At 44.5% G+C, this 21,370-nt stretch carries 11 protein-coding genes; 8 read left to right on the top strand and 3 right to left on the bottom strand.

Annotated elements, in window-relative coordinates:
• Positions 1-615 precede the first annotated feature (615 nt).
• The gene (locus ACTHRH_RS13475; protein WP_440415969.1) at positions 616-5,550 is read left to right on the top strand and encodes a hypothetical protein; all 4,935 of its coding nucleotides are present in this window, start codon (positions 616-618) and stop codon (positions 5,548-5,550) included.
• A 139-nt stretch (positions 5,551-5,689) separates the two neighbouring features.
• Here ACTHRH_RS13475 and ACTHRH_RS13470 read toward each other — a convergent pair whose 3' ends face one another.
• Both ACTHRH_RS13470 and ACTHRH_RS13465 read right to left on the bottom strand, forming a co-directional pair.
• Positions 5,690-6,571, bottom strand: a complete 882-nt coding sequence (locus ACTHRH_RS13470; RefSeq protein ID WP_150960188.1) for a methyltransferase domain-containing protein — start codon at positions 6,569-6,571, stop codon at positions 5,690-5,692.
• Positions 6,572-7,148: 577 nt separating this feature from the next.
• Positions 7,149-9,227 (bottom strand): serine hydrolase, encoded by a 2,079-nt coding sequence (locus ACTHRH_RS13465; RefSeq protein ID WP_260982049.1) that lies wholly within the window; start codon positions 9,225-9,227, stop codon positions 7,149-7,151.
• 270 nt (positions 9,228-9,497) lie between these two features.
• Here ACTHRH_RS13465 and ACTHRH_RS13460 point away from each other — a divergent pair, with 270 nt between their 5' ends.
• The 3 genes from ACTHRH_RS13460 to ACTHRH_RS13450 all read left to right on the top strand — a co-directional run bounded on the left by ACTHRH_RS13460 (position 9,498) and on the right by ACTHRH_RS13450 (position 12,541).
• Complete coding sequence (locus tag ACTHRH_RS13460; protein ID WP_144935289.1) at positions 9,498-10,787, top strand: NCS2 family permease; 1,290 nt, start codon at positions 9,498-9,500, stop codon at positions 10,785-10,787.
• A 187-nt stretch (positions 10,788-10,974) separates the two neighbouring features.
• Positions 10,975-12,216: a Gfo/Idh/MocA family protein gene (locus ACTHRH_RS13455; RefSeq protein WP_440415966.1), complete on the top strand. Its 1,242-nt coding sequence runs from the start codon at positions 10,975-10,977 to the stop codon at positions 12,214-12,216.
• Positions 12,217-12,349: 133 nt separating this feature from the next.
• A complete protein-coding gene (locus ACTHRH_RS13450) occupies positions 12,350-12,541 on the top strand; it encodes a hypothetical protein (RefSeq protein ID WP_144935292.1) in 192 nt (63 codons plus the stop codon).
• Positions 12,542-12,590: 49 nt separating this feature from the next.
• On the opposite strand, the gene ACTHRH_RS13445 is transcribed toward ACTHRH_RS13450, so the two are convergent.
• Positions 12,591-14,171 carry an alkaline phosphatase family protein gene (locus tag ACTHRH_RS13445; protein ID WP_260982050.1) on the bottom strand — a complete coding sequence of 527 codons (1,581 nt, stop codon included), beginning with the start codon at positions 14,169-14,171 and terminating at the stop codon, positions 12,591-12,593.
• A gap of 410 nt (positions 14,172-14,581) precedes the next feature.
• On the opposite strand from ACTHRH_RS13445, the gene ACTHRH_RS13440 reads away from it, so the two are divergent.
• The 4 genes from ACTHRH_RS13440 to ACTHRH_RS13425 all read left to right on the top strand — a co-directional run bounded on the left by ACTHRH_RS13440 (position 14,582) and on the right by ACTHRH_RS13425 (position 21,282).
• The gene (locus tag ACTHRH_RS13440; RefSeq protein ID WP_440415963.1) at positions 14,582-15,616 is read left to right on the top strand and encodes a YeiH family protein; all 1,035 of its coding nucleotides are present in this window, start codon (positions 14,582-14,584) and stop codon (positions 15,614-15,616) included.
• A 1,701-nt stretch (positions 15,617-17,317) separates the two neighbouring features.
• On the top strand, positions 17,318-18,481 hold the full coding sequence (locus tag ACTHRH_RS13435; RefSeq protein ID WP_379288369.1) for an ROK family transcriptional regulator: 1,164 nt from the start codon (positions 17,318-17,320) through the stop codon (positions 18,479-18,481).
• A 72-nt stretch (positions 18,482-18,553) separates the two neighbouring features.
• Positions 18,554-19,561, top strand: a complete 1,008-nt coding sequence (locus ACTHRH_RS13430; RefSeq protein ID WP_144935306.1) for an asparaginase — start codon at positions 18,554-18,556, stop codon at positions 19,559-19,561.
• Positions 19,562-19,704: 143 nt separating this feature from the next.
• Positions 19,705-21,282 (top strand): glutathione ABC transporter substrate-binding protein, encoded by a 1,578-nt coding sequence (locus ACTHRH_RS13425; protein ID WP_144935309.1) that lies wholly within the window; start codon positions 19,705-19,707, stop codon positions 21,280-21,282.
• Positions 21,283-21,370 lie beyond the last annotated feature (88 nt).

The raw sequence follows: 21,370 nt of genomic DNA, 5'->3' as shown, positions 1-21,370 counted from the left end.
AGCCGAAAGTTCACACCAGAACGAAAAGTATAGATGGTACTGGTAATTTTAAGGAGGATAAGTCGTTAGTCTTCCGAGTATGGGTTCATGCCTCTAGCGGAGGAAAACGAAGTCGTCCAGAATCTAACATCAGTTATTTGTTGACGATACTAAAGGAATCACAAAAAAGAAAAATGAATCATAACATTGTTTATTTCAACTACTGGCAGGGGATCGCATGTAATGCCCTCACGTGTCTTCGAAGTTTCGTTGGAATAAGTGCTAGATAGCCTTAACTAGGTCTTTGCAATTTATCTACAATATCTGTTGATAGACAAGGGATTTTCAAGTAAGATGGACATAAGGTGATAGGCCATTTGTCCCATTTTTCTATAAGCCCGTACCGCTTAGCTCAGGTGGGATTAAGTGCCCTAGCCTTGCATTTAATTATGTGATAAAAATCGGCAGCTAGAATGACTTCTTAATAAAGTCAAATTCACTGTCGGTTTTTTTAATTTGGAAATCAGGATTATTATTTTATGGACTTCTGTATTATATAGTATTCGATATGAAGGACATGAAAATTGGACGTATTATAGAGGTGCTTATTACGAAAATAATGAGGTGTAGAAAAATATGAATTTAACGGTTTCTTATAATCATGATTTACTGCCGTTACCTCCCGAAAACGAGATCTTCAGGGAATCTCTCGTGAGACAAATTAGAGATATGTTTAACCAAGATAGGACAAAGATATTATTAGAGGGTCCAGGAGCTAGCGGAAAGACTATTTTATTGTCCCAATTTGTTCGGTTACATCCAGAGAGATGTATATCATTTTTTATAAAAGATAATTTCTGGAGTACAAATTCATCATTCTTTTTATTCGAGCTCTGTCTTCAGATGCAACAAATTCCGGCAATATCATCCAAATTTTCAAGTGCAATACCTCAAGACTCATTACACGAAGATCACTTGATAAAACAATTATTTTACCGGATGTCTAGAGAATTAATTGCTTATATTAAAAGAACTGGCGATGGTCCCTTTTATTTTGTTATTGATGGATTAGATAAAGTTAACTACATAAATGGAGAGGAGAATATTTTAAGCCATCTTCCTATGGATGACCCGGCTGGTATATTTATTTTATTAAGTTCTACTGGGAAGCTAGAGGAATATATTAAAGCTGATTCCGTTCCCATTCAAAATTTCTCGCTAGAAGAGACTGAAAAGTATTTTAGAGAAATTCTCAATCATGACCAAATAAAGAAGATATATGATATCTCTCAAGGAATGCCTGGATATTTAGCAGATACTTTGAAGTCCTTAAAGAAAGCCGAGTCATCACAATTCGATACTTTAATATCAAATCTACCGAGTACCTATAATAAGTTGATTGAATCTGCTTGGAATGATCTAGATAAAAAGAACATTGAGTTAATGAATATACTATCGGTAATTGTTAGTACTCCAGAACCAATTACTGTGCAAAAACTTTCTGAGATTTTAGAGCTGAAAAAAGAAACTGTTGATGCATATATTTCAGACTTGTTATTCGTTGAATTACGTAAATCAAGTCAAATAGTTGAAATTAATAATGTATATAAGTCGTTTATTTCAAATAAATTGGATGAATTAAATGTTTCGACCACCCAATTACTAATCTCTTATTATGAAAGCAAACAAGTTGAAGATTCTGCTTTATTTCTACCATCACTATATATTAAGAATAATAATTATGAATCCTTAGTTAAGTTAATCAATGTTGAAAACATAACAAAAATATTAGGAACGCAAAGAAATGTATCACTAGTACGTAGAATAATAAGATCACTCTCTGAAATGGCATATTCACGTGGAGATAGCCAAAGGTTATTTTGGGGAGCACTGACAGAATCATTTTTTACGCAATTAATCTCTAATCCCCCTGTAGTTGAGAACCAAATAATTGCTTTACTTGCTCTAGATAATTATGAAAACGCAATTCAGTTAGCGTATAGTTGTATGCTTCCAGAAGATCGCCTAATGTTATTTGCCAAGATAGGTAGTGAAATGATTAAGAAAGATCAACCTATTCCTAATGAAATTTTAAAAACACTCGATGAGTCGGTTGAACTTATAGATAATACTGTCGAGTTAACAGAGGCACTAACTGATAAATTATTAGATATATGTACAGATTTAATCACATTTCAAACAAAGTCAGCTTTAAAACTGATAGAAAAAATAGCAGAATCTAGAGGGAATTCTAACTATAAAAATCAGCTAACGGATATTTTGTTAACAAATGTTTTAATTAAAGCAGGTCCTGATGACTCAACTGCAGAGAAAATTAAATCTCAAATTAGTAATGACTCTTTAAATGATTTTGCAAAGGCAGCTTCTTCAGTACTAGAAAGAGTTACAATAGATGACCTATACGAACAAGTAGAGCAGATATCAGATATATCCGCAAAAATTTATTTGCTTCAATCATGGTGCAATATGAATGACGGAAATCACAAAATATGTGAAGTGATTATGAAAGCTTTAGATCTAATTAAGTTTAGTGAGGATTATGCACCGACTCAAATGCATTTAAGAAAGCTCGCTCAATGTTTATTAAAAGGACTTTATTTACATGATGAAGTAGAATTAAAGAACTTGATAGATGAGTTTGATAAAATTAAAGAAACTATCATAAAACATCCAATAGACGAGTATGCAAGACTAGACTTGATATTAGCCAGGGTAATTAAAAGGTGGTCGCTCGAGGAAGCAACCGAAAGATATTATAACGTCTATTTTGGGATTGATAAGATTCAAGATATAGATATACGTTGTTTTGTTATCGTACGATTGCTTTTAGCCCATAAAGAACTTGCACCAAACGACTCAAAATTAGAAAACGAGTTTGTAACCGAATTAAGTAACTTTTTTGATACTTTATTAAATACTTCTGCTGATCATTTAGAAATCACGAAGAAATTAATCGCTGCTCTGACAAAGTATAACCACGAACTTGCGGTCTCATTTTCGGCAAAGCTAAATAGAGCAAGAAGAAGAGACTTTGCATATGGAGAAGTACTAAGAGAATATACTTCACAAGCTTCTAATTGTCATTCAGTAAACTTTATAAATCAAACACTAGATCTGATTGAAAATAGAAGTTATCGCGACTGGGTTTATGTTCAAATTATTAAGCGGTTTACTAAATCAAGCTTAAACACGCCATACCAAGAAAAGTTAAAATATTTGGATAGGATATTATCGATTCAACATTCCACCGGAAGAACATATGCAATCACTTATTTTGTTAGCTGGATTTATAATGATAATCCTGATAAAGCTAAACAATTATTTAATAATCTTATACAATCTTACGAGAAAATTGATTGCTTGTGGGAGCAAGTTTCTTGTGGATTTGATGTATCCAGTGTGCTTGCAATAGCAAATCGTGAACTATCTTTGCAAATATATAAATTGGCAGAAACAAAAAAGAGTAGTTCGGTGTTTACTGATGAAAGAATAACAACTTTATATTTAGAGATTTGTAAAATCATAATTAGAATTGTGCCTGATATATTAAACAGTAAGGATTTCAAAGAGAGAATATCATATTGTGTTAGAGCTATTTCACTAATCCCTTCTAGTATAGAAAGAAATATACTATTGAGCAGCTTGGCTTTAAAATGTTTGCTGCATAACAAGAAAGATTTATTTAATGAACTTTCAACAAAAGTATTATTTGAAATAGAGCATTGTCAAGATGAATTGACGCTACAGCAGCTTCTTATCGATAGTGCACCGCTATTATTTGAAGTTGAACGTAATGTATTATTTAATAAGTTGGAAATACTTCCAGAGTACTTGAGGGACGGTGCACTTGATGAGGTATTAAAATATCTCTTTACAAAGAGAATTCCAATAGATCCGGTCGATATTTCAAATTATCCAACAAATATAAGTTTTGCCGAGGCCTTAAAAGTAATCGAATTAATAAATCATTTAAGGATGGATGCAGTTATTTATTGTTACATTTATAAACTTGTTGAGTCTGTAACTTATAAACAAGAAAATAAACTAAAAACTTCCCTAAATGAGAGACAAGTTCTAACTATTGCTGAAAAATTATCGAAAATTGTAAATGAAAAGTTACCCGATACTAAAAATATTACACATGATGGTTATAAGATTGCGTGCAGAATATCAATTAACAAACTTAAAGAGGCCTTAAGAGGTTCGAGTTCATTTCGGGCAAACACACGATGGGACCCCTTGAACTTATCTTGGGAAGAAATAAAAAGGGAGATTCTTACAGTACCAAATTGTGCAGATAAAGTGTTGTTACAAGCAACTGCAGCAACTGAATCTTACGCAACTGACAAATCTTTTTCTGAAACAATCATTGCAGTTGCTGAAAAAGATCTTAAGAACATAACGAACTCCGTTGATAGGGCAGGTCGTTTTCACATTGTTGCAAAGTCCTATAATGAATTGTCGAATTCTAAAGCAGCTAAGTTCCTACTTGAAGAAGTGGTTAAGCAATCCAATGCTTTCTCGAGTCAAGAATCAAGAGATCAACTTTTAGGCAGTGCTGTTGAACTAGCCCATAGTATTGATCCAATTTTTGCGAGTTCTCTAGCAGAAAATATAGATTCTCCAATGTTTGTTTCAAAGTCTCGAGAAAAAATATTAGCACTCAATCTTCGTAGTGATCCATCAAGATTGGACATTTCTAAAAAAGACGACTATCTCCCTGTGATTTCATCTGCCTGTGGAACCATCTTAAACACTTTATATTCAGGTAGGGGGGTCGTTCAACATGAAGCAGTTATTTCAAAATGGATGTACTATTGTTTAGGATACGATTTTGAGACAACGTATAATATCGCATTATGGTATATTGAAAATTCTGTAATTTCACGCAGTAAATCCTTTTCTACTCCAAGACTAGAATCATTATATTCAGAGACATTACAATTATTAGATATGATATCAAAAATGGGACAAGTTATTAATAATTTGACGGCTACCTCGGAAACATCAACGTTTCTAGAGAATGTGGCCCCCAAAATGCATACATTTAGTTTAGGAGAAAGAGATGCTGCAATAGATTTCTTAAGATGTTGGTTATCGGACTATGCAACTGAATATGTTAAAATTTATGATGCTTATTTTGGTCCAACTGATCTAGAATTACTTAAATATATCCCACAAAATGTCGATGTAAAAATACTATGTTCTTCTAAACAAAAAGATTTAGATATAACAAGTATTCATGAGAAGTACAAGCTCGAGTGGAAGAATATATGTGACCAGAATCCTCCAGAAACCATGGTCTATATTTATTCAACGCCTTCAGGTCGGACACCACAACATGATAGATTTATCGTTACTGATAAGGCTGGACTTGTCCTTGGTACTTCATTAAACGGATTGGGGAGTCGGGATACCATAATTAATATGATTGACCATGATGAAAAAGTAAAAATTGAAAAACAAATTATTGATGAGTTGATTACAAATCCACCACGATTTGTAGATGATGAAAGGTTAATAAGTAGGATATTTTCTTTTGAGGTATGAGTAGGAATTTTCAAATAAAGACGTTTTTATAGTAGTTAAGGGATGTATTGACTTAATAATAATCCGCCCGTCACCCGGAACTCCGGGTAACGGGCACTTGTTGATTGAATACATAGTTAGACATCTTGTGATGCAACCCTTATATCATTTTCTTATTTACCCCGACTAAAATATCCAAATCTATTGTGATCTGCGCGGAGTCTTGATTTTTGAACATATCCATGTGCATTTTGTCTGACGACCAGGCGAGAGGGGTCATTTGCGTTAAATGATCCATTTCCTCCCGGTTTAATTTTTTCACATAGCTGATATGGGTGACATCCAGTAAATCGAAGTGTTTTTTAAAAAGCTTCGCGGATTCATCATTTTTATAATGCTCTTTTTCATTGTTTTCAAAGAAGGCTTTTCGCAGCTCCAATAAATAATCGGGCCGAGGCACGACTTTAATGATCAACCCGTCAGGAACCAAAACCCTCTTGAATTCCTTATAATTCGAGGGAGACAAAATATTCAATATGACATGGAACGAATCATCTCTGAACGGCAGCTTGGCTAAATCGCTAACAAGCCAAATGTGGTTTTCGTATCTTTTGGAAGCCAGGTTAATAGCCTCCTTCGATATATCCAGGCCGAATCCGGTCATGGCTGGGTGTATCCGCTCATTCAAAATTTTCTGCAGATGAGAGCCTTCTCCGCAGCCTAAATCTACAACCATTAAAGGAGATGCGGAGGCAGCCGCATGCCCTTGTATACATCTTACGATGGCTTCATGCAAAGGAGTATATAATTCACTTTCGGCAATCATTTTGTGTCTTGCTTCAAATAATTCTTTTTTGTAATGACTGTTAGCGGGACGGGTCAGTAAATTCAGATAGCCGGTTTTGGCAAAATCAAATGTATGCTTATTAAGGCACCTCATGCTTTTTAGTTCCGTTACCTTCATCGAACCGCTGCAGTGGGGGCATTTGAAGATCGTTTCAAATGTCTTCGCTATTTTTGCGCTGTTGTTTAACTTGTTCATTCTGTCTCTCCCTTTCTTACCAAAATAAAAAAATCACAGGCTATTTGCCCGTGATTCAGAGTAAATGGGAAGAAGACCTTACAGGTAAGGTTTATTATATGAAAATAGTCGTAGCCCAATAAACCTTCCCCTTAATACAAAGAGAAGGTAATCATCTGCATACAAGGATAAACGGCTATCGCCGTCCATAGGACGGGCGCGTTTACCGATGAAATATAAGAACAGGTATAGATAAAAACTTATACTTTCTTATATTTAAATAAAAGAAAGGCAGATTAACCCGCCTTTCTTCATTAATTTATTGCGTAATGAAGATTATTAAAAATGGGCAGACTGATCCCGTTTACTCTGTTTTAAGACAAACAGAGTCTTTGAACATATTCAATTACTTGTTCAAAGAAGGGAGTCGCAGTCTGATATAGTACACCATTATTTAATAATCCTCCTCAAGATTTAAAGAGATACCTGAACTATAGCATGACTTTAAGGAATATTCAAGACGCATATTCAAACAATTGCCCGTCACCCCGGAACTCCGATAACGGGCAATTGTTAATTAAATACCTACTTCTCAGGATCAATAAATCTGGCGCAGCATGAAATAGAGCAGAGCGGCGGCTTCCTGCCGAAGCAGAACGTCTTTGGAACGGAACTGGACGGAGCCGTTGGCCGAAACAATTACTTCCGGCCCGAACATCCGGTTGGCCACCAGGCCTTGAACCGCTTCACGGGCCCATTCATCCGTTTCATCAGCGAGGATGGCTTCCCCAGGCTGAGTCCCGAACGTCTTCATCAGGTTCCACAGCATGACGGCAGCTTCCTGACGGGTAACCGGCTTATCCGGCTCGAAGATGCCGGGAGCCGTTCCCCGGACGATTCCCGATTCCAGTGCGGTTTGCAGCAGGGCGGCTTCCGGATGCTGCGCGGCATCGGCAAACATCACCGGGACTTTCGATGGCTCCAGCCCGAGTGCAGTTACGATTTGCGAGGCAAACTGGGCTCTTGTCATCGGGATCTCCGGCCCGAACGAACCGTCCGGCTCAGGGCGAATGATTTCCAATTCAGCCAGCTCCCGGATATAAGAGGCATAAGGATGATGATCGGGAACATCGATAAATCCGTCCGGTTCGGCCATTTTCTCCGCCCAGGAAACCGGATTATTGTAGAACAGGTAAAGGATGCTTCCATCTTCCCGTTCTTTGAAGGCAAGAGGCTGCCCGTCTTCATCTTCAAACAGGAGGGCATCCCGCTGGCGCAATATTTTCGACGTTTTGCCGGACTGAACCTCTAATTGGCCTTCCGGCGTTACGGAAACGCGGCTGACCAGAAACTTCTGCCGCAAATCCCGGTAAGTTCCCTCAAAACGCAGAAGTTCCTCCCGCGTGGACGTTATATACTCCTTCGGCTCCGATTCCGGAAAATACCGGTCCATGAAGGCATTGAACCATTCTTTTCTCAATTCGGCCGTCAAAGTGTCATCTTTATTATAGGCAATAAAGGCACCGGTGTTATGCTCGGGAAGCAGCCACATCCACGATGAAAATCCCGGGATATTTCCTCCTTTACCAATGACGGAATGCCCATTATGGTGATTGTGGTAAGCCGTTTCGAAGCCATAGCCCATATGCGGCACCTCGGGATGAATGGCATTATGGATTTGCTGCATCTGTAGTACGCTTTCTTCCTCCAGGACGCGGGCATTATCCAGGGCTCCTCCATTCAATTGCATCAGCATAAATCTGGTAATGTCCGAAGCTGTGGCAAACAGGCTGCCCTGCGGCATATCGGTTGGTTTGAGAGTATATAGCGGTACAGGCTGTCCCAAGGAGCTGTACCCGGTTGCCAGCTTGTCGCGAATGGAGTCTTTAAGCAAGAAGCTGCTGCTGTTCATGTTCAGCGGCTGAAAAATATGTTGATCCACATATTCATTGAATGGCATCCCCGATAAGTTCTGTACAATGTATCCTTGCAGCATGGAAGCGAAATTGTCATAAGTAAATGTAGTTCCGGGTTGGCGGACGACGGTAGGCATGTGCTCTTTAATATAATCTTCCATTGGAGTGAAGAGTCCCAGATCCATATGTATGTCGGTGCGCTTAAGATCGGGAAAATCGAAGCCGGTCGTATGCGTCAGCAGATGCTTCAGGGTCAATGGAGTTCCTGAAGGATTGTTTAGCTGAATATCCCCCATATAGGTTTGGATATCCGATGTAAGATCGAGCTTGCCTTGCTCCAGCAGCTGCATGACCGCCGTCGCGGTAAATACTTTGGATACGGAGCCGACTCTAAGGACGGTAGTATCCGGATCCATCGGAATTTTGCGCTCCCTGTCTGCATAACCGTAGCCTTTGGACAGAATGATCTCTCCGTCTTTGATGACGATCAGTACGGCTCCCGGAATATCCATCGCCTGCACGTCGTCCCGGGCAAAGAATTGGTCCGCAAACGATTCAATATCGTCGGCGTTCAGCAAAGCGGTTGTCCCAGCCTCGGCGGAAGGACGGGCTGCTGCCATAGGTCTGCTCTCTTGCTCCATCTCTTTTTCTTGCGCGGAACCGGGTAAGCCCGTCCCGTAAGCGGCAGGAAGAACAGAAGCGGAAACTGCTAAAGCTGCGGATAAAGCGAGGCATTTTTTTCTCCCCCATGTTATTTTCAATCGAATGACCTCCTTATATGATGACGAATCTGAAGATAGTACGCCCAAGGAAAGGATTTCGTTCATTGAACTCTTGTCAAACGATTATTTCTCTCTCTTTTAACAAAAAGTAAAGGTAAAGCATTGGAAGCTCGGTTCGGGAGATTGTAATTTTTCGGTAATAATTTAAATAAAGATCGGGGATTTTTCTACAGTTGACAAAGGAACCGGTTTGGACTAGGATACGGAAGTGTTGTTTTGCATGAGATACGGGAAGGAGCTTTTTTTGACATGGAAAGATGGTTCAAGTTAAAGGAAAACGGCACCAATGTCCATACAGAATTGACGGCGGGCGTGACTACGTTCCTGACTATGGTTTATATCGTAGTAGTTAACCCGGCTATTCTTTCGGGGGCGGGTGTGCCTTTTCAACAGGTGTTTACGGCAACGGTTATTGCCGCCATCATCGGAACACTGACGATGGCCCTGGCAGCCAACTATCCGATAGCGGTGGCGCCGGGAATGGGAATGAACGTTTATTTCACCTCGGTCGTTGCCTCTCATGGGGTGAGCTACCAGGTGGTCTTCGGTACGGTCTTTCTGGCAGGTGTTCTTTTCCTGCTGCTCACTTTCACCAAACTGCGTGAGACACTGATTGCATCGATTCCGTCGCCGCTAAAGTTCGGCATAACTGCGGGAATCGGACTGTTCATCGCCTTCATCGGTTTAAAATCGTCGGGGATCGTGGTTGCCAACGAATCCACCATGGTAGCCTTTGGCGACCTGCATCAGCCGGTAACCGTTTTGACTCTCGTCGGGCTATTTCTTACCTTAATTTTAATGGCGCGCAAGGTCCATGGAGCTCTGTTTATCGGCATGGCCGTAACGGCGATTATCGGATATATCATGGGAATGATGGAGTTTAAGGGCGTTGTGGCCCTCCCTACGGCACCGGTGTTATTTGATCTGGACATTCCGGGTGTATTCTCCCACGGGCTGTACACGGTTGTCTTCGCCTTCTTGCTCGTCACCATCTTCGATACGACGGGAACGATGATCGGTGTCGCTGAGCAGGCAGGATTAATGAAAGGAAATACGTTCCCCCGGGCGAAGCAGGCCCTGGTGGCGGACGCTTTGGCTACAACAGCGGGCTCCTTGATGGGAACCACTCCATCCAGCGCCTACGTGGAATCGACGGCGGGGGTGGCGGCCGGGGGGCGTACCGGGTTGACTTCGGTCGTAGTCGCCGGACTGTTCTTCCTGTCGATCTTTTTCTCGCCGATCATCGAAGGAATTTCCTCCCTTCCGGCCATTACGGCGCCCGTGCTTATTATTGTAGGCTGCTTTATGATGGAGGGGCTGGCGCGTATCCAATGGAAACAATTCGATGAAGCTTTCCCGGCGTTCGCGATCATGATCAGCATGCCTCTCACTTCGAGCATTGCGACGGGAATAGCGATCGGCTTCATTACTTATCCGCTGATGAAGCTGTTCAGCGGCAAGGGGCGGGAGGTCCATCCGCTATTGTATGCATTAGGTGTCATTTTTGCACTGCAAATGGTCTTTTTCCCAGCACACTAACCGGCGGCATTTATGGACATAAATTCGTTCCCCCGCACCCTTTCGGTTAAGACCGTTCCATTGATATAATTAAACCATGCGGGGGAGCGTGGCCGTTTTTAACAAACAATTAGGAGCGCTTGTGGAAGCGCTTCTTTTTTGCCATCCTGCGGAATAGGTTAGAACAACAATTCTAGGAGGAGATAGAGTGATCCATTCAGGGAAATCGGTTATCCAGCTCGGCGTGATCGGATTAGGCGGGCGGGGAAGAAGTTTATTGAAAGAATTGTTGGCCATGGATGATGTCTCCGTAACGGCAGTTTGTGACGTTTATGACGACAGGCTGCAGATGGGATTGACCATCGCGAAACAAGCGGAAAGTCCCGCGGAGGGCTATAGCGATTATAAAGCCATGCTGGAGCGCGATGACTTGCAGGGGGTTATCATTGCAACTACATGGAATACTCATGCGGAAATTGCCATTGCCGCGATGAAGGCCGGCAAGTATGCCGGTATCGAAGTTGGAGGAGCAGCTTCCCTGGAGGAATGCTGGGAGCTTGTACGCACTTCCGAAGAAACCGGCTTGCCCTGTATGCTGCTGGAGAACTGCTGCTACGGCCGTGATGAGCTTGCCGTGCTGAATATGGTCAAGCAGGGCCTCTTCGGCGAATTGATCCATTGCCAATGCGGGTATCAGCATGATTTGCGGGATGAAGTCGCCATGGGAGAAGAGAACCGCCATAACCGGTTCCACAATTATTTGCACCGCAACGGTGAGCTGTATCCGATTCACGGCTTGGGCCCGATATCCAAATGTTTGGATATCAACCGGGGGAATCGTTTGCTTTCCCTGACATCTATGTCCTCCAAGGCACGCGGCATCCGCCATTGGGTCAACGAGAATCTGGGCGAGGAGCATCCTCTGGCCAAGCTGGAGTTTGCCCAGGGCGATATCGTGACGACGATGATCAAGTGCGCACGGGGAGAGACGATACAGCTCATCCATGATACTACCCTGCCGCGTCCCTATTCACGGGCCGGGAGAGTGCAGGGAACGAAAGGCTTATGGATGGAGGATAATAATTCCATACATATAGAGGGCCGCAGTCCGGCTCATCGATGGGAATCGTTCGATTCGTATCGGGAGCAGTATGAGCATCCAATCTGGAAGCATTATTTGAAGGATGGAGTCCGGGAAGGGCATGGCGGCATCGATTATTTGGTCCTACGGGCTTTCGCGGAAAGCATCAAGTATGGAACGGATACACCGATCGATGTATACGATACGGCGGTCTGGATGGCGATTACCGTTCTTTCGGAGCAATCTATCCAACTGGGAAGCGCCCCGATGAACATTCCCGATTTTACCAAGGGAAAATGGATTAAGCGGTCCCCCGGACCGGACAGCCGTTATACTCTGGAGAAGGTCGATAATACTTTATTCGGGTAACGTTCACGTCTTGGTTATCGAGTAGCAGATATGGAATAACTTCATCAACATGTCCGCCCCGGTTTCGCCGCAAACTAATAGCGTTCAGTCAATGAACATGCGAACCATAATCCCATATCAGGCGGTGAAAAAGATGCAGTGGATGATGTCCTGGTTCAGAGGCCGAAATCGGCGGAATGCCGTTAAATGGCGCAGACCGTGGATGATGTCGGCATTGGCGCTTGCAGTGGGGGCGACAGCCGTCGGTTTAGCCAGAGGCCGAGGGGCCAATGTTGTTCAGCGAGTCCTTCAGCCATTCAGAAACAGAAGAATCGCCGGACAATGACAGCCTTCAAACCTCAGCTAACGGCTGAGGTTTGAAGCTTTATTCGTGATTAATCGTTTTTTACATTTAATAACTGGAGAAGCCATGGTTTCATGTCTACTAATCGCAGAGAATGTGGCAGCAAATCGGTTCCCGTTACGATAAGCGGGACCAGGGAATCGTCTTTATGCAGTGAGCCATGTCCTCCTCCGCCTACATGAGTGGGAGAGCCATCTCCGATGAATTCATATCCGGGTTTCGCAGTAATGACCAGATATCGGCCCTCGTGGGAATTTAACGAGCTGTACAGCCTTTGGAGTGCATCAGGATAGGAGCCGTATTGGATTTTATTGTCCCCTTCGCTTACCGTAATATCCAGCAGATCATGATCACCTTGGAGAGACCACTTCTGATTGTAGGTATCCACGTAAGTTCCGTTAACGTTGTAATGCAAGGTTTTCTCGCTGCCTCCCGCCCGAACCCTGACCCCGTCATTTTCTTTCCACGCGATTACATCCATTCTGTCATCCTGACGCAATTGTTCGGCTACGTCTTCGAAGCTCAGATCGGGCGTTAACAAATAGACGTAGGCCATCCGTTCATTCACACAGAGGACCATCTGATCTTGACCGGCAGCAGGTGGATTCTGATCGGCAATCCGGTACGCTCCGAGCCTCTCCTTGAGAGGAATGACGGATTTATTGCGGTCGGCGCCGATCACCGCTTGTCCGCTGTCTCCCATCACTATCCATATCGCTTGCTTAAGCGATTCTTCCCAAGATCCGTATGCATTCAAAATTTCCTGAAGCTGTTGATCCATCTCTCTAATCCCTTTCAGCGTTTCCGGTCCTTTCCGATGGACGATCAAGTCGTTATCCGGGAAGTAAACTACATTTAAATCCGTCAGCCGGTTTTCCTTAATCATCATTTTCAGCTCTTCAGCCGAAAATTTGTTATTGATGCCGTAGCTTTGCCATACAAACGTATTCCACTGATTAGCCGGATTATGCTGTGACAATACGCCAAGAGAAAGTAGCTTGGGACCTTGGGTTTCTAATTCAGAGGGTAAAGGAGATAGGGATGCGACCGATTCCGGCAGGACAAGCTTATGCTTTGTATTTCCTCTATAAATCAATGCATTTATGGATGCCGATTCTTTCCCGTGGTCTGCCAACTGTTCATGAATCGTCCGGATGTCCGGGTTTAAATGTCTATTGTTCAAATGAAGGAGACTGTCTGTAAGAACCTGATTGGGCCCTTGCTTGATAACTTCCCGCAGACCGGTGCCGTAATTAATGACCCGCTGCTCGCCGGCATTGAACCAAACGAGACCGGGAATACGATGCTGATCGGGATGGGTTCCGGTTAATAAAGTGCTGTCGACCGTTACCGACATGGTAGGAAAAGAGCTCACCACATCGGGATAGTAACGTCCATGGGTGATTAGAAATTCGAAAGCAGGAGCCTGCCCGTTCCGGATCGCCTCCTGTAGGGGCTTATCCATGATGGAATCCGCCATAAGCAAAATAACGGGCTTCGATGATGGAGTCCGCTCCGATTGAGTGTGCAGCTGGTGCATGTTCGGCGGCCTTGTCTGACAACCGGCCAACAACGCTGCATTGATTAATAAAATCAGAATGATTTTTTTCATGAACATATATATCCTTTCGCTTGGCGTTAGTACAAAGGATCCCTATCGGCATGAAAAGCTAGAAGCTTTTTCTTATCACATTAGAAAGTTCATGTTCATTAAAGCATTAAAATGGAACAACTTTCTAATTGGCATAAAAAGCTACCTTTAAAACCGGGTTATTCGTCTTCGAAAAGGCTCCGTTAGGAGCTTTTTCTTAATATGGCCTGCCAGTCTGAAATTCATTAGTGATACACAAAAAACGCCCTTACGGCATTAAGGCTTCCCCGCGATTACGCAGCAATCATTAGAAAAACTAATGCTCAGAATAGCATATCGGTATTTCACATTTTGCTTTCCCCGCTTTATAGTGAATAGCGTAAGGAATAAGCATGTTCAAATAATGACAAGCAGCAGAGGTGGGAGAAAGTATGGGGGAACCGTTAACTCGACAAAATAAAAAAAGACAAACCGCCGGTTTTGCGCTCGGCATCGGACTAACGCTGATTATTGCACTCGTCGCCAAATATTTGGCCGGGTTTCCTTTCCTCAGTATCATGGGGCAGCTTGTCATCGCCATCTTGATCGGGATTTTTTGGAGGGCGACGATAGGGGTGCCGGACAGGCTCATAGCCGGTACCAACTTTTCTAGCAAAAAACTGCTTCGCCTCGGGATCATTTTGCTGGGGATGCGGCTTAATTTAATTGATATCGTGCATGCCGGCCCCAAAGTATTCCTGATGGCGATCATTGTCATCTGCTTTGCGCTAACGGTCGTATACGGGCTTGCCCGTTTGTTCAAAGTGGAGAAACGGCTAGGCATACTGACGGCTTGCGGTACCGCCATCTGCGGTGCGGCGGCCGTGGTGGCCATTGCTCCGCAAATTAAAGCAAAGGACGAGGAAACGGCCATAGGAGCAGCCATGGTCGCGATTCTGGGGACGCTTTTTACATTAATTTATACATTTATGTATCCGGTTATCGGGTTATCGGATCTGGGGTACGGTATTTTCTCAGGGGGAACCTTGCATGAAATAGCTCACGTCATTGCCGCATCCGATCCGGTAGGCAGCGAAGCCGTAGATATGGCTGTAATTGTCAAACTGACGAGGGTCGCTTTGTTAGTCCCGGTAGCCATTCTAATCGGGATATGGGCCAGCCGGTCGGAACATAGTAAAGGCAGTAGTGGAACCTCCTGGAAGTCCATTCCGATTCCGTGGTTTATAGTGGGCTTCCTGATCGTCAGCGGAATTAATTCTCTCAACATCGTATCGTCGGATGTAGCCGGCGTAATAGTGACGGTGGCCTACATGTTGATCGCCATGGCGATGGCCGGTCTAGGGTTAAATGTGGATCTGGTTACGTTCCGGCGTCTCGGTATGAAGTCGTTCGCTGCCGGTCTTATCGGTTCGGTCCTGCTGTCGGCATTGGGTTTTGGTCTCGTTCATCTTCTGAATTTGGCCTAACAGCAAGTGGATCCGGTTGAAATTGGTGAAGAAATCCCAATAAACCGCCCACGACTCCCAGCACGCGGTTTTGGCGTCGCATGACGGTAGTCGAGCACATGCCGCCCCTTCACATTCGCTTCGTCCAGCATGAGTCGACCAGACTGCAGTTTCGCAGTCTGGTGTTTTTTTGTGCACGAAAATAACTTCCCGTTTCTGTAAACCCCAAAGTAGCATTTATTGTGCACTAGTCGTTAAATGCGATTCCGTCTTGTGCAGAATTTCGTGTGCAGGTTTCCATTTTCTCTCCCTTTTGACTAGTATCCCTTTGACTCAGGAAGCTCGTATACGCCATGAATTTGGAAAATAGGATTCCATACTGGATAGGCAAGGAATAAGGTTAGAAGGAATGGAATGGGTTTAGATTCTATTTGGCCCCAGTCGTCAAAGGATGGGTCTATTTTTAGTTGTAGTTGCTCTGCAAAAGTGAATGAGGGCTGGATAAATTCTTATGGTGGAGAGAGAGAGAAAATTTTGAAGCGATAGGTTCCTGATTGAAGGGGATAGCAGTCGAAGGCCTGTTGAAGCAATGTTGGTTTCTGATTGAAGGGGATAGTGGTCGAAGGGTCTACTGAAGCACTGTTGGTTTCTGATTGAAGGGGATAGTGGTCGAAGGTCCATTGAAGCACTGTTGGTTTCTGATTGAAGGGGATAGTGGTCGAAGGCCCATTGAAGCACTGTTGGTTTCTGATTGAAGGGGATAGCAGTCGAAGGCCCGATGAAGCAATGTGGGTTTTCTGATTAGAGGGGAACTGAATTACACCAAACGAACAACGGGGGGCTGTCGATTTAATGTAGAATAGGTAACAGGATGATTGTACAAGTGAAAAGCGAATTGGTGCAGCATCAATGAAACTGGCAATGGATAACAGCGAAAATGTAACGGACCTGAGAGACTCTATTTCGTCAAATTAGGCGGTTTTTTTAGAATAAACATTCCTGTATACGCTAAGATACGGTCTTTGAAAAAAACAGGAGCGCCTCGCCTACTTTCGCGTGCGTTTCTTGGGAATAAGGTCGTCTCAGTCCGTTAAAGTTACCGAAAGGCCCTTACGAAGCGATTAAGGTCTCTTGGGTCCGTTATAACCAAACCGTGCAGGTTTCCCACATGATCTTAGTTGCACACCATTAATCGGCAGTCTCATCGGAATCGTTATTTGCGGCAAAAAGGGCGTTTTTCCCGTGTTACGGATTGAGAAGGCGTTATTTAGTAATCAACGTATCCCATCGCGTTCAATAACGGCTGGCGTGTTCGTTGGCAAGGCTAAAAGGAGAAAATCGGCCCAATAACGACAGAGATGTCTGTTACACCACCTTCGATGTCCGTTATACCTACCTTCTCAACATCTCCTACCTATTATGAAGAAGCAGGTCAACTAACTGAATTAATTTCACGGATGGAATAATTAACCGATCTGCTGCTGGAATCCACCATAATCTCTGCCCACCTTCCTTAAATATCCTTTATGGAACCTTTACATTATTATTGACACTTAAAAAAACAGTCTGCTATTATTAATACCATTGGAGAATATAAAGGGTTGTTTTTGCATAGTAGCCTCTAACAAAGGACTTGAATGAAGAAATAACAGGGAAAACGGCGAATATTTAGTTTTATTATTCCCTCGAAGAAAATAATTAAGGGGGCAGGTGACGGTCCTCGTGCAAAAACACGATCAGGACTATATCAAAAAGAAAAACAAGGCCACCGTCTTCCAACTGATCAAGTCCAGCTCTCCTATATCCCGAGCCAGTATAGCCAAGAAAACCGGGATGAGTCCAACTACGGTGGGGCGAATTGTCGCCGAGCTCTATGAGCAGGGTTTCGTTAAGGAAACGGAGGAGCAGGTAACGACCGGTTTAGGAAGAAAGGCGACTATGCTGGAATTGGACCGTACTTCGGTACTGACCGCCGGAGTAGAGCTGGATAAGTCGAAATTCAGGATCGGAATGGTCGATTTCGACGGGCGCATTATCAGTTTGCGCGAGGTGAACCGGGAAGTCTCCGAAACGGCGGAACAGACGCTGAACCGGATCGGCCTCGAATTGCAGTCGATGATTGAGCAAGAGGGGATGGACCCCGGCAAAATTATCGGTCTTGGCATCGGGATGCCCGGAATTGTAGACGAGCAAAGCGGGGAAGTTATATTATCGGCCCAGCTTGGCTGGAGAAACGTTCGCGTGGCTGAAACGTTAAAAACGATTACCGGTTACGAGGTGGCTGTCGATAACGAGCTTAAGGTGAAAGCGCTGGCAGAATATTGTTACGGTGCGGCCAAAGGCTCGAAGCGAACGGCCCTGATCGGCTTCGGTACCGGAGTCGGCTCCGCGCTAATCATTAACGGGGAAATCTATCGCGGTGAAACCAATAGTGCAGGAGAGATTGGCCATACGATTGTCGATCCTAACGGAGTCATGTGCGAGTGCGGCAAAATAGGCTGCCTTCAAACCTACATAGCGGAGAGCTCACTAATAACCGAGTCGAATAAGATTAAACCGATCTCCACGCTGAATGAATTGTTTGAAGAACGCCGTAAAGGGCAGTTTTGGGCGGCCAACATACTGGACCGTGCCATTACATTTATCGGAATTACAATTGCCAATGTCATCTGCCTGTACAATCCCGACACGGTCATTGTCAGCGGGGATCTGGTGGAAAAATACGACGAGGTCCGTTCTTTCTTCGAAAATGATCAACTGCAGCAGTATGTTTGGGAGCCACTTCGGGATACGTATCAGGTCGTATATTCCGCACTTGGCAGCGAGGGAGTCGTTATAGGGTCGAGCCTGCTGGCTCAGGAGAAGTTTTTAAGCATTGAGTGCTAGGGCTCCGGTGGCTGGGAACGAGGTGTTCCAACATTCACCGCGCCTCTAGAATATTAATCTGGAGGGAAGACGATGAACTACGAAGTATTGGTCGAGGAATACCGCGGAGGTATTCTGGAAAATGTCCATATGGGCGTCCTGTGCGGGATCAATGAAGAAGGAAAGGTCGTCTATTCGGTAGGCAACGAGAATCATATCACCTTCATGCGCTCGGCCGCGAAGCCTTTCCAGGCCATCCCGGTCATTCAACACGGGGTTGTGGAGAAATTTGGCTTGACGCCTAAGGAAGCGGCGCTTTTTGCCGCCTCCCAGCGGGGGGAGAAGTATCATATTGAAGCGCTGGAATCCATTCTGCGAAAAACAGGCGTCGCCGAAGAGCAAATTCTGTGCTGCCCGACCTACCCGCTGAATGAGGAACCGAAAGCCGCGTACCACAGGGAGCACGGGGAGAAGCGCAAGCTCTATCACAATTGCTCGGGCAAGCATAGCGGCTTCCTCGCCCTGGCCAAGCTGCTCGGACATGATATGGACCGCTATTGGGAGCCGGATCACCCGGTGCAGCAGCTAAGCCTGGCCGCGATGGCCGAAATGGCCGACTACCCCAAGGAAGATATTCAAATCGGGGTGGATGGATGCGGCTTCCCGGTTTACGCGCTGCCGCTTCAGCATATCGCGAGAGCATATCTGAAGCTCGCCTGTCCGGATTTGATCGAAAATCCGGGGACAAGGGAAGCGGCCGTGAAAATCGCCGGATACATGAATGCTCATCCGGAAATGGTCGCGAGCCATGACTTTATTTGCTCCGTCCTTCTGGCGGATCCTAACATCGTGGCCAAAGGGGGAGCCAAAGGAGTCTACGGCTTCGGCCTCAAGAAGGAGCGCATGAGCTTCGCTCTGAAAGTACTGGATGGGTCCGAGCTTGTATGGCCGAACATCGTTGCTTCGATTCTGGAGCAAATCGGTTATGACAACCGGGAGACGATCGAGCGTTTATACGCCCTGTCGCCCAAACAGATCAAGAACGACAATCAAGTCATTGTCGGTGAGAGAAAGGCCGTCTTTACTCTGGAGGGAAAATAACGGCCGGGCTCAGGCTAAGTTGGGTGTCCAACAGCATGTGATTGCCGCATTTTCTTAATAGAGAAAGACCGCGTCAGCGACTTCATCCAGCCATTAACCGATGGCGAGAAGTATATATTTTAAAAAGGGAGAGGAACACAGAAATGAGGAAATATTTCCTAAGCTTAATGGCTGTTGTTATGGCTGTATTTATATTTGCCGGCTGTTCCAGCAAGCCTCAGGAAACCCACCAGGGAGGCGGCGAAAACCAACCGTTAGCCAAGAAAGAAGGCAATAGCGTAACGATAGCGGTTAACGCCAACTTCATTACACTGGATCCGCATAATGCCGCAGATACTCTTTCGATTAGCGGATACCGTACCATGTACCAAGGTCTGCTAGGCTTTGACCAGGATATGAAGGTCGTGCCGGTATTGGCCGAAAGCTATGAAGTAAGCGAAGACGGTAAAGAGTATGTGTTCAAGCTGAAAGAGAATATCAAGTTCCATGATGGCACACCATTCAACGCCGAAGCGGTCAAAATCAATCTGGACCGCCTGAAAGACAGCAATTTGCGGATGTCCAAAAGCTTTGCCGTAGTGGATCATACCGAAGTTGTTGATGAGAAAACGGTCAAGCTTACATTGACCAAGCCTTATTCCGCCATGTTGAACAAACTGGCGATGCTGATGATTATCAGCCCCGATGCTCTAGAGAAGTATGGTAAAGATATCGGACAGAATCCAGTCGGAACCGGTCCTTTCAAATTCAAGGAATGGATGCAGGGGAATCATCTGACCATCGAGAAAAATCCGGATTACTGGGAAGAAGGTCTGCCGAAGGTGGACAGCATTACGTTCAAGCCAGTGCCGGAGAACGGTTCCCGCGTGGCCATGCTGAAAACAGGAGAAGCCGATTTCGTCTATCCGCTGCCTACGGAACAAGTTGAGCACATTGACGGCAAGGACGGCATTGTCGTAGAGAAGAATCCTTCGACGATCGCCCGCTACATTTCCATCAACACGACGAAGAAGCCTTTCGACGATGTTCGTGTTCGTCAAGCAATGAACTATGCAATCAACAAAGATGCTTTCATTAAAGTAGTCAAGCAAGGATTTGCCGAGAAGCTGGATTCGGCTATGGCCCAGAAAACCCAACACTATGCCCAGCAAGGTGTATATGATTTCAATCTGGAAAAAGCTAAGGAGCTTCTGAAAGAAGCGGGCTACGCTGACGGTTTCAAAGCCGAAATCTGGGGCAACACCGATTCCGAAACGATTAAAGGAATGCAGTTTATTCAACAGCAATTGGCCGCTATCGGCATCGAGCTCGATGTGAAGCCGATGGAGGAAGGCACGCTGTCTCAAGAAATCAATTCCGCGAATTCTCCGGAAGAAGCCAAGGTTCAAATGTGGTATGTAAGCTGGTCTCCGTCTTCGGCGGATGCGGATGCTGCTATCCGTCCTTTGTTCGCGAGTGAAATGTTCCCTCCGAACGGAGCTAACACCGCCTATTACAAAAACGACCAAGTGGACGAGATGATCGCTACGGCGAACCAGCTGTCCGATCCGGAAGAGCAGAAGAAGTACTATTCCGATATTCAAGCTCAAATCTTCAAGGATGTACCGTGGATCTTCCTCGTCGTGGACGATACGGTCTCCGGTAAGAAAAACTATATCGAAGGCATCCACGTATACCCTGACGGTTCCATCAATGTCCGGGATGCCGAAATCAAGAAGTAATGACCTACATGATGCTGTGTTGAGCCGTCACCCGAGCTTAACACAGCATCGTTACTAAATGACAGGAACTTAACGTTCGGTGCGGAGC

The sequence above is a fragment of the Paenibacillus sp. SAFN-117 genome (genome assembly GCF_051966115.1).
Taxonomy (GTDB): Bacteria; Bacillota; Bacilli; order Paenibacillales; family NBRC-103111; genus Paenibacillus_L; species Paenibacillus_L residui.
This window is presented reverse-complemented; position numbering and strand designations above follow the sequence as displayed.